The organism is Paraglaciecola sp. (assembly GCF_051252315.1).
GTDB lineage: Bacteria > Pseudomonadota > Gammaproteobacteria > Enterobacterales > Alteromonadaceae > Paraglaciecola.
Genome location: NZ_JBPOFP010000141.1, coordinates 1 through 10,680 on the forward strand (window position 1 = coordinate 1; position 10,680 = coordinate 10,680).

The window sequence follows — 10,680 nt, forward strand, 5'->3', positions numbered from 1 at the left end:
AACTAAAATTACGCCTAACAAGATCAGCAGTCTAATTTGTTTAATTTGTTTTCTTGGTAATTCCCTAACCTCTAACAACCTATGATTTTCCTTTTAAATCAATCTGCTAAAACTTTTAATATAAATAGCTTAAGTCAAACAAGAATACCAACTTTCTAGCCATTAAAGTTAATTATTAAATTGTGCTATTACATTTACGATATCATGCACTTTTGTATTAACAAAGCGAGTAACGTGACCGATGGAAAATATACTAATCGCACTGGCCATAGTATTAATCATAGAGGGAATAGGCCCTATGTTGTTTGCAAATAAATGGCAGCGTTTTTTACATCGCTTGAGTTTACAACCTGTAAATCAATTTAGAACATCAGGTGGAGTGTTAGTTACGGTCGGTTTAGTAAGCTTATTTTATTTGTTATAAATTCTATATAAGATAATTGCATATATCTTGCGCTATTTTGCTGTTTAGCTGGCGATTAATTTTTGATAGAATCCCCGCCTAATTTTCTGACTCCGTTCTATTCATGGCTAAAAATGTTGTTGTACTCGGCACCCAATGGGGTGATGAGGGTAAAGGTAAGGTTGTTGATTTACTCACTGATCAAGCGACCTATGTGGTGCGTTATCAAGGTGGTCACAATGCTGGCCATACGCTAGTTATTGACGGCGAAAAAACTGTTCTCCATTTAATTCCATCTGGTATTTTACGTGACAACGTAACTTGCATCATTGGTAATGGTGTTGTTCTGAGTCCAGAAGCACTACTTAAAGAAACAGCGATGCTTGAAGAACGAGGCGTACCAGTTAAAGAACGTTTACGTATCAGTGAAGCTTGCCCACTCATTCTTCCTTATCACGTTGATCTGGATATGGCTCGCGAAAAAGCATTGGGCAACAAGGCAATAGGCACCACTGGTCGTGGTATTGGTCCAGCATACGAAGACAAAGTATCTCGTCGTGGATTACGTGTTGGAGATTTATTCAACCCAGAAGACTTTGCGATTAAACTGAAAAACATTCTCGAATACCATAACTTCATGTTAACTAATTACTACAAAGTTGAACCTGTAAGTTATGAAAAAGTATTAGCTGATGCATTGGCCGTAGCTGATATTTTAAAAGCGATGGTTGTTGATGTAACTGACGTACTAGACAAAGCTAGATTGCGTGGTGATGCGATCATGTTCGAAGGTGCTCAAGGTACTTTACTCGATATCGACCACGGAACTTACCCTTATGTCACCTCTTCAAATACCACAGTGGGTGGCGTTGCCACTGGTGCTGGATTTGGTCCACTTAACCTAGATTATGTTCTCGGTATAGTTAAAGCTTATACTACACGCGTTGGTTCAGGCCCATTTCCAACTGAACTAGAATGCGAAGTAGGCCAACGCTTAGGTGTTAAAGGCCATGAGTTTGGTGCAACGACTGGACGTAAACGTCGTACTGGCTGGTTTGATGCCGTTGCAATGAAACGTGCTGTTCAAATTAACTCAATAACAGGGTTCTGCTTAACTAAATTAGATGTATTAGATGGTTTAGAATCTCTAAGTATTTGTACCGGTTATAAAGATTCTGATGGCAACATTTCTGATGTACCACCAATGGCTGCAGACGGATACGAGTTAATTGAACCAGTTTACGAAAGCATGCCGGGTTGGAGCGACAATACTTTTGGCGTAACGACTTACGATGGTTTACCGCAAGCGGCTAAAAACTATATCAAACGCCTAGAAGAATTAACGGGTGTACCTATTGATATTATTTCAACAGGCCCAGAGCGTAATGCAACTATTGTTTTACGTCATCCATTCGAAGTGTAAAGATACTACGATTACAAAAGGCTGCTATACGCAGCCTTTTTTATTTCAAATGTTTATTCACCATTTTTTGCATTATCGGTAATATTTCCTTTTCAAACCAATCATTCTTTTTCAACCAAATATTATTTCTAGGTGAGGGATGTGGGAGCACCAAGTAGTGCGGTAGATAAGATTGCCATCTTTCTAACCTTTCTGTTAACGTTTTATTATCTCGTAAATAATAATCTTGCGCATACTTTCCAATTAATATTGTTAACTTAGTCCCCTCTTTGGGAACTAGATAAGCATGCCACTTTTGTGCACATTCCGAGCGAGGTGGTAAATCTCCAGACTTTCCCTTTCCTGGATAACAAAATCCCATAGGTATTATTGACAATAGTTCTTTATCATAAAATGTGGCTTCACTTATGTTTAGCCAATCTCGCAGCCTGTTTCCAGAAGCATCTTTCCAAGGCTTTTTCGACTGATGAGCCTTAATTCCAGGCGCTTGACCTATGATAATAACTTGTGCATTTTGTGAATATTGTAAAATAGGCTGAGGTAAAAAAGGTAAATGCTCTTTACACTCAATACATTGATTAATTTTACTTAAGATACTCATGTAAAACGCTCATTAAATACATAAAAAAGGCCTCTTTTAGAGGCCTTAAAATTAGATTAACACTTAAGTGTTAATCGCTAATCGCTGGTAAAAAATCAAATCTATTAAGTTGTAACCATTTTTCTTTTTGAACTGCCAAGCTGTGTTTCAGTTCTTTATAAGCAAATTGAATTTCTAAACTTTTATAACTCCTCTGCAAACTTTGTTTCTTTAAATCCATAAGTTGCTTTTTTGCAGAATAATATTCAGTCATTCGTTGAGCAAGGAGCTCATACTCACCTTGTACCCGGGCTAAAATTACTTCAGCATTAGGTAGTTTCGAAACTTTTTCTTTAGCCAACTTTAACTGCATAGCCACTTTAGCTTTTTCAATACGCTCTTCTGGACAACGTCGTAAGTTTTTGGTCCAGCCAATAAATGACAGTCCACGGATCAGCCATTTGGTTGGATCAAACTGCCACCATTTAATACCATTTCTATAATCGTATTCAAAAATATGATGATAATTATGGTACCCCTCACCAAAGGTAAAAAATGCCAAAATATCATTATCACGAGCCGTATTTTCATCTGTATAAGGCTGTGTTCCCCATATGTGTGCTAATGAGTTTATGAAAAAAGTAACATGATGCACGACAACTAAGCGAAATACGCCAGCCAATAATAACATGCCCCAAACATCGCCATTGATTAAGCCTAATAGGATAGGGATCCCGAAATTAGCCGTTAACATAATCGCTAAGTAGTTATTGTGTTGCCACATAACCACCTTGTCTTTTTGCAAATCACGACAATTTGAATAATCAGAATAACGATGAACCTGATATTCTCTTAACATCCATCCAATGTGAGAATACCAAAACCCTTTTTTAGCAGAATACGGATCATGCTCGTTGTCATCTACATGTCTATGGTGGATCCTATGATCAGAACACCAATGCAAAATGCTATTTTGCAAAGCCATCGCTCCGCCAATAGCCAAAACAACCTTAACAATATTATTTGCATCGTAGGCTTTATGAGACCACAACCTGTGGTAACCGGCAGTAATAGACATGCCTGAAAAATATATAAGCACAATACATGATGCGATTTCAATACCATCAAATCCATTTTGCAATGCTTCGAGTGGCACTAAAATCAGAGCAATGAGTCCAGTGATAATAAAAACCAAAATATTGGTTAGAAGAAGGCGAGGTTTATTCATTCAAAAACACTTTCAGCTTACAAGTGTACGCTATTTTACTTTGCTACAAGAGTTAAGCAAGTGATAAGTTCAACTAATAAGGCATTTATGGTGTCTATTTCCTCTCTTTTCGCGTTAGAATTAGTTAAACATTTGTAATTTAAGAATTTACCTTGAGCCGCCAAGAACAAAAATTACGTACCCGCAGAGCGATCATTGAAGCGGCTTTTTCCTTGTTAGACGAGCAACGCAGCCTGTCTAGCATTAGCTTGCGTGAAGTAGCTCGTGCAGCAGGCATTGCTCCTACCTCCTTTTATAGGCACTTTAAGGACATCGATGAGTTAGGTTTAACATTGGTGGACGAAGCAGGATTAGCCTTACGCCAGCTGATGCGTCAAGCTAGGTTAAGAATAGCGTCTGGGGGAGGAGTAATTAGTACTTCAGTTGACACATTTATGGAATTTATAACAGCCAATAACAATGTATTCAGATTGTTATTGCGTGAACATACGGGCACATCAACGGCCTTTCGTGCAGCAGTATTACGAGAGATCCAACATTTTAATGTTGAACTAACCGATTACACCATCTCTTCAACAGGCTTGCCTTATAAAATTGCCAACTTACAAGCAGAAGCAATGGTAAAATTAGTATTTAGTGCAGGAGCCGAAGCTCTGGATGCTACTGACAGTCAAAAGAAAAAAGTAGCGGACCGAGTAAAACTGCAACTCAGGTTTGTAGCCAATGGGGCTAATCAAGCTGTCAAAAAACGAGTGTCAATGAAATAACCCGAACTCTGGATAAAATGGGTAAACGTAAACTTACTTCGGCCAGTTTTTTCGCAACAACGCAAACATATTCATATCGTGAAAACTGTTGTTCCAAAAACATTTCTCTTTTAACGTTCCTTCAAATTCAAAATGATGCCGTTTTGCTAATGATTCTGATGGTTGATTAGATGGCAAAATTAAGGCTTCAATCCTATGCACGTAAAAATGAAAGCTATCGTCAAAAATAAAATTAATGATAGTGGTGAGTGCTTCACTTGCATAACCTTTACCCCAATACGCTTTTGCTAATTCATAACTAATTACAGCAGAATGATCAAAAGGGTTCCAATTACTATAACCGCAAGAACCAATAAATGAGCCAGTTTTCTTATCTCTAATCGCCCAACGTATTCCCCCATCACCCAAATGTAGGGAGTTGAAATACTTAATCAGCTCACTTGCTTCATTTTTGTCTTTAAATATTTCAACATCATAATGTTCAATCACTGCAGGGTCTGAAAAAATACCAAATACATTTTTTATGTCTTTTTGAGTAAGCCTATCTAACTTCAATCTCTGGCTAGTCAAAACGGGAAACTTTTTATCTGTCATTAGGCTTTAGTACTTATTATGGAGAGAATTAGTAGAACAATCTTTCTACTATAGAATTTGCTAACAGCCTTGTATATGACTTTATGAAGACCTAAATATTTATCAAAAAAAACTATAATGCCCAACAACGCCTAAAGCGATAACCAACCCAACGTAATGGTTATGCAAAAATGCCTTGAAACACTGCTCTCTGCGTCTTTCTTTTATTAAATAATGTTGGTAGGCAAATAAACTAAGAGAAACAAATAACGCCAAATCAAACACCCAGCTTAACTGCAAGTGCCAACTAATACAGGTCAGAAGTATTAAAGTTAAACACTGTAAGACTGCAATGATGAACTTATCAAATCGACCAAATAAGATTGCCGTAGACTTTATGCCAATTTTGATATCGTCGTCTCGATCAACCATAGCGTATTGAGTATCATAAGCTACAGTCCAACATAAGTTTGCGAAATACAAAGCCCATACAACCCAATCGAAGGAAGCCTGAGTTGCGACAAACGCCATAGGAATGGACCATCCAAAGGCCGCTCCTAAAACCACTTGAGGTAGATGAGTATAACGTTTCATAAAAGGATAAATTGTCGCGAGAATCAAACCGCCAATTGACATCAAAACAGTTTGCCAACTTAACGTTAATACTAATAGAAATGCTGTAAACAACAGAATAACAAACAAACGCAAAGCCTGCTTGGGCTCTAATTCACCTGAAACCAAAGGCCTATTTGATGTGCGTTTAACTGCCCCATCAACTTTCCGATCGGCATAATCATTAATCACACATCCAGCCGAACGCATAAGAATAACACCTAACACAAACACTATTAGAATATGTAAATCAGGTAAGCCAGAAGAAGCAATCCAAAGCGCCCAGATGCAAGGCCACAATAACAAGTAGATCCCTACTGGTTTATCTGCCCGCATTAACCGCCAGTAAGCATTCCAGTTTATTTCTTGTGCATTGTTATGGTCAGTCAATGCCATTATCCACTTTTATGTAAACAGGGCTGTCTGGCAAGAATACTTCGCACACCATCATTTTGGATTGTTCAAAACAAAACGTTGAACGTCGTCCCCACAACGCATGACTCGCTGAGACACTAAATTGCTCACCAAAATTTAAGAAGCTTTCTATTTTAGTAATTTCAAACGGCAATCGCTTAAACCTGTCGTCATTAAATATCCGATGGCCTAAAGGTTGATTGTTTAAATCAGTAAAATCACGTTGCCACAAATTCATTGGAATAATAGATCGGGCAAAAACCCAAGGCTTATCATCCCCCCATAAAACAACTTCCCGTACTAACCAGTCTTGTTCATTAAAAATTTGCTCAGGCGTACTTATTTGCTGAAATTCATCTTGAGTCACGCTTAGCTGTTTTTGTCCTACAACAGAAAGTCTAAAATTAGAACACTGAGCAACCAACCTTTCGGTAAGCGAGCCTGGGTTCAATAACCAGTTGGTTAACTTTTCATTAGGAATAGGTAGTGACTCAGGAGCAAACCAAACTGAGGGGATTCCAATTGGAAAATGATAAGATGATTTCAACATTTTAAACTTGTAACTAGGCTTAAATGCATAATATCAATTAGCTCTCCAAGACTGAAGTATCTAATACTAAAGTCACGAAATATATTTTATGAAAGTCACAAAAAGTTGATACACTAGAACTATACGAGGATTCAGGGTGAGAATGGCTTATGAAAAAACTTAGGCTAGTTATTACAAGCTTAATTTTACTATTTGGTTTTCAATATTCAGCTATTGGCCAAGAGTTTGAAAGAAAGAACTATGCTTACTTTAGCTTAGAACCAGATATAGTGACTAATTTTTTAGGATCATCAGCGAGAAAGCTAGGCTTTGTGCGGGTATCGATTGAATTAATGTTAGAAGATGCTGAATATTTAGAAGCGGCAGAGCATCATTCCCCCCTTATCAGAGCCGCCGCAATCGAGGTCTTTGGCAGACAGACAGAAGAAAAAGTCAGATCATTAACGGGCCGTGAAGACATACGTCGAAATTGCCTTGAAAAATTACAAGAATTAATTCGCCAAGAGACTGGGCTTAATATGATTAAAGACGTCATATTCACAAAATATTTATATCATCAAAGCTAGGCATTTAAATTAAATCATTTCACCTAGACCGTATTAAATAAGACTACGATTTAAAATTTCGTAGTCTTTTTTACTAATATCCAAGCAAACAAGCAGCCACAAATTAGACCAACAGTATGTGCTGTATTAGCCATATTTATAGGCAAAACATCTGCAAACCCTACAATTAGCCAAATTAGCATAAAACCTACTATTGGTTTTGGTAAATTTATTCCCCAACTGGGCCTCAACCAACCTAACCACCACACACATCCTACTAAAGCGTATACAACACCAGATAAGCCTCCGAAATTAGGTCCATTAACAAGTAGCTGGGCAACATTTGATACACCTGCAGAGAGTGCAAATAACAAACACAAACTACTGATCCCAAATGTACTTTCAATTTGTTTACCTAAAGACCACCACCACAATAAATTAAAGACAATATGTAAAAGTGAAAAATGTATTAACGCAGGTCCGAATAACCTCCACCATTGATTATTTTCTATCATCAAAGCAATTGGCTGAATGTGTAACCATTTATAAGGTAGCGTAATACCAATATTTGCTAGTAGAAAAACGGCCGCGCAAAAGACTAAAATTAAAGATGTAAAAGGCGAAGCCCTTAATATTGGTAGCACTCTCCCGAAAGACATCTGTTTTTGTGGTGTTAAATCGACAGATTCTCCAGATTGCCAAGCAACCGACTGATACTTGTCATGGTCAGGGTTAAGAACAAACTCTTGGGCAATTAATTTCGCTTTACCCTCATCTTCTGGATCACTTAACATAACAACATGGGAATATTCAGCTTGCACTAAGCTATATTCTGCTGAAATATTATTTTTTACTAAATAATGAGCTAATAGTCGTGCGGGCTGCTCCGTAGAAAAAGCCACTAATTTAATTGTTTGAGTCAAATTAGGGTGCTTCTGGCATTGTGCTAAAAGGCAATTCTTTCTTCCAAGCTTCGAATCCACCATCCATACTGTAAACTTCGTCAAACCCCTGATGAATAAGAAATTGTGCAGCTTGTTGGCTACTATGGCCATGATAACAAACAACAATTACAGGTGTATCCAAATCAACCTCTGAAATAAAGTTGTTCAACGTACCATTGGTTAGGTGTGTCGCATCTTGAATATGGCCAGCGATAAACGAAGCTTCATCACGAATATCAACGACCTTTACTTCCCCAGAAAGCAGTTTTTCTTTCGTTTCTTGTACAGAAATATGAGCAAATTGCTCCATTTAATGTTCTCCTGTCTTTTACAAATACTAGAAACAAATCTAGCTTAAATTAAGCTAGCCATTTTATACTAAGTTTCACACATTTTGAGTTTTTATATACATAGACATTTCGTATACGTATTCAATAACGTTATTGAGAATTTGCGATTGGTGGAGTCGTAATTAAGAAAGTAATCAGAAAGTTATTCTAAATTGTTTAAATCGTTCCAAACTTCATAATTCATTTTTTCAGGTAATAATACATAAAGATCATTTTCTGGAATTGGCCGAGAAATGAAATATCCTTGGCCAATAGTACACTGTAGATTTTTTAATATTTTCATCTGTACTGAATTCTCAATTCCTTCAGCGACTACCGTCATACCTAGCTTCTTAACCATGGCGATAATAGATGAAACTATTTGCATATCGGCACTATTATTTTCCATGTTAGATACAAAACTTCGATCAATCTTAATGATATCTACAGGCATTTGTTTTAAGTATGCTAATGAAGAATAACCAGTACCAAAATCATCAATTGAAAATAGAAAACCCATTTTTTTCAACTGATGCATAGTGTCTAATGTCTGCTCAATATCTGCCACTAATGTTCTTTCGGTCAACTCCAACTCTATTTGCGAGGCGTCTCTATCAAATAGTTTTAATTGCCCTGCAAGAAAAGGAATTAAATCCGGATCTAAAAATTGACTGGCGGATAAATTAACAGCGACTTTTAGATTTTTAAAGCCGAGTTCATCAAGCTTTTCCAGTATTAGAAACGCTTGCTTAATACCCCAATGGCCTATATTAATCATATATTCAGAGTTTTCTATTATAGGAATAAATTCATCTGGCGGCACAAACCCTCGGGTAGGATGAAACCATCTAATCAAGGCTTCAAAACCAAGCAACTTCCCACTAGAAATATCAACCTGAGGCTGGAGCGCGAAAGAAAACTCATCATTTTCCAACGCATTTCGCACTTCATTCTCGATTTCCACCTTTCTCAATGCACTTCTTTGCATTTTTTCATTGAAAATACTGTACTGCCCACCTCCAGCATCTTTGGAAGCATACATGGCAATATCAGACTGCCTAATTAGCTCTTCAATTTTAGTAGTACTCTCTTCTGTACTGGCAATACCAATACTTGTAGACGTATAAAATAATAAATCGTTAGTAGCAATCGGCTCCCTAAAGCTATCGATGATTTTACTAGCCAATACAGGAGCCCTATCTTGGTTAGGTTTTTCTAACACAATTAATACAAACTCGTCTCCTCCAAAGCGAAATAACAAATCACGCTCACCAATACACGTGGCTATCCTTTGTGCTGCATGCACTAAAAAAGTATCACCAACATCATGTCCATGCGTATCATTAATTTTTCTGAATTTATCGATATCTAAAAAAAGGACGGTTAAGGTTTGATAAACATTACCCACACTCGGTAAAAGTTTTTTGATTTGTAAATTCAACATATTGCGATTTGGTAAACCTGTTAACCAATCATTCATGGCTATTTTTTCAAGTTCACGAGTATTCAATTGAATGGTAAGATCTAAAGACTCTAACTCTTTTCCTAACAAGCTAGCTGAATCTTGTAACAGCTCAATTTCATCAATAAAGAATCTATTCTTATAAAACTTATGCTCTTTGAATTCTTTATATTTTTTTTCAGCCAATAATGGCAACTGCTGAGCCAATGTTATTAGACGACTTCGAAATTGCATTGTCATAAAAAACAAAGCAAAACTGGACAGTACAACAACAAAGAGTGCGATTAAAATAACTCGGTTTTGATATTGTTGATGAGCCAATGACACATCACTAATGTCATGCACAAAGAATATAAACGTATTGTATTTACCTTCTGGCTCAACAGGTAACAAATTGATCAAAAAGCTGCCTTCTTCATTTTCTAACCGATATCCCGTTCTAATCAAATTTTGCAAATTTAAATCACGTGGGAGTTGAGTAAGTATCGCCTCCATATCTTTTCGATTAGTCACACTAATAGGCGCGTTGACTATCATATCTCGAACTAAGTGACTTGAAGATGGCGTTAAATCACCAAAAGGGGATGCTCTAACACTTAATATTGCTAACTGAGCTAAAGTAGAACGATTGAGAGAAGCTAATGTTTCAAGTAAAGAGCTACTAATAGACAAAATCACCATATCCCTAGCGTTGGTGAGCATAGGCATGCTTATTTGCTCTTGGCAGGTTTCTTTACATCTAATGTGAGAAACTGACGCTTGATTTTTGATAACTTCTGCAACGTCTTGTTGAATTTCAATGGGGGTATTATCTGCAGTACTGAAAACAAGTCCCTGCTCACTATCGAAT

The 10,680-nt window shown here is 37.0% G+C and carries 12 protein-coding genes; 4 read left to right on the forward strand and 8 right to left on the reverse strand.

Annotated elements, in window-relative coordinates:
- Positions 1-241: 241 nt before the first annotated feature.
- Together ACSHXM_RS19110 and ACSHXM_RS19115 are read left to right on the forward strand one after the other, a co-directional pair.
- A complete protein-coding gene (locus ACSHXM_RS19110) occupies positions 242-424 on the forward strand; it encodes a DUF2065 domain-containing protein (RefSeq protein WP_435691507.1) in 183 nt (60 codons plus the stop codon).
- Positions 425-527: 103 nt separating this feature from the next.
- A complete protein-coding gene (locus ACSHXM_RS19115) occupies positions 528-1,826 on the forward strand; it encodes an adenylosuccinate synthase (RefSeq protein ID WP_435691510.1) in 1,299 nt (432 codons plus the stop codon).
- A 40-nt stretch (positions 1,827-1,866) separates the two neighbouring features.
- On the opposite strand, the gene ACSHXM_RS19120 is transcribed toward ACSHXM_RS19115, so the two are convergent.
- Together ACSHXM_RS19120 and ACSHXM_RS19125 are read right to left on the reverse strand one after the other, a co-directional pair.
- Positions 1,867-2,427, reverse strand: a complete 561-nt coding sequence (locus tag ACSHXM_RS19120; RefSeq protein WP_435691512.1) for a uracil-DNA glycosylase family protein — start codon at positions 2,425-2,427, stop codon at positions 1,867-1,869.
- Positions 2,428-2,497: 70 nt separating this feature from the next.
- Entirely contained in the window at positions 2,498-3,634 is a 1,137-nt protein-coding gene (locus ACSHXM_RS19125) for an acyl-CoA desaturase (RefSeq protein WP_435691514.1), read from the reverse strand.
- 152 nt (positions 3,635-3,786) lie between these two features.
- On the opposite strand from ACSHXM_RS19125, the gene fabR reads away from it, so the two are divergent.
- A complete protein-coding gene (gene fabR / locus ACSHXM_RS19130) occupies positions 3,787-4,401 on the forward strand; it encodes an HTH-type transcriptional repressor FabR (protein WP_435691516.1) in 615 nt (204 codons plus the stop codon).
- 33 nt (positions 4,402-4,434) lie between these two features.
- Here the strand turns inward: fabR and ACSHXM_RS19135 are convergent, their stop codons facing one another.
- The 3 genes from ACSHXM_RS19135 to ACSHXM_RS19145 form a co-directional block, all read right to left on the reverse strand.
- Positions 4,435-4,995, reverse strand: a complete 561-nt coding sequence (locus tag ACSHXM_RS19135; protein WP_435691518.1) for a GNAT family N-acetyltransferase — start codon at positions 4,993-4,995, stop codon at positions 4,435-4,437.
- Between the two features lie 102 nt (positions 4,996-5,097).
- Positions 5,098-5,982, reverse strand: coding sequence for a 4-hydroxybenzoate octaprenyltransferase (ubiA, locus tag ACSHXM_RS19140; RefSeq protein ID WP_435691520.1), 885 nt, complete (start codon positions 5,980-5,982; stop codon positions 5,098-5,100).
- On the reverse strand, positions 5,969-6,550 hold the full coding sequence (locus ACSHXM_RS19145) for a chorismate--pyruvate lyase family protein (RefSeq protein ID WP_435691522.1): 582 nt from the start codon (positions 6,548-6,550) through the stop codon (positions 5,969-5,971). The genes ubiA and ACSHXM_RS19145 overlap by 14 nt, the downstream gene beginning before the upstream one ends.
- A gap of 149 nt (positions 6,551-6,699) precedes the next feature.
- Between ACSHXM_RS19145 and ACSHXM_RS19150 the strand changes: the two genes are divergently transcribed.
- The gene (locus tag ACSHXM_RS19150) at positions 6,700-7,116 is read left to right on the forward strand and encodes a flagellar basal body-associated protein FliL (RefSeq protein WP_435691524.1); all 417 of its coding nucleotides are present in this window, start codon (positions 6,700-6,702) and stop codon (positions 7,114-7,116) included.
- Between the two features lie 50 nt (positions 7,117-7,166).
- Here the strand turns inward: ACSHXM_RS19150 and glpG are convergent, their stop codons facing one another.
- The 3 genes from glpG to ACSHXM_RS19165 form a co-directional block, all read right to left on the reverse strand.
- Positions 7,167-8,018, reverse strand: coding sequence for a rhomboid family intramembrane serine protease GlpG (gene glpG / locus ACSHXM_RS19155; RefSeq protein ID WP_435691526.1), 852 nt, complete (start codon positions 8,016-8,018; stop codon positions 7,167-7,169).
- Position 8,019: 1 nt separating this feature from the next.
- A complete protein-coding gene (gene glpE / locus ACSHXM_RS19160) occupies positions 8,020-8,349 on the reverse strand; it encodes a thiosulfate sulfurtransferase GlpE (protein WP_435691528.1) in 330 nt (109 codons plus the stop codon).
- 182 nt (positions 8,350-8,531) lie between these two features.
- A partial coding sequence (locus tag ACSHXM_RS19165) for a putative bifunctional diguanylate cyclase/phosphodiesterase (RefSeq protein ID WP_435691530.1) occupies positions 8,532-10,680 on the reverse strand: 2,149 nt, incomplete at its 5' end.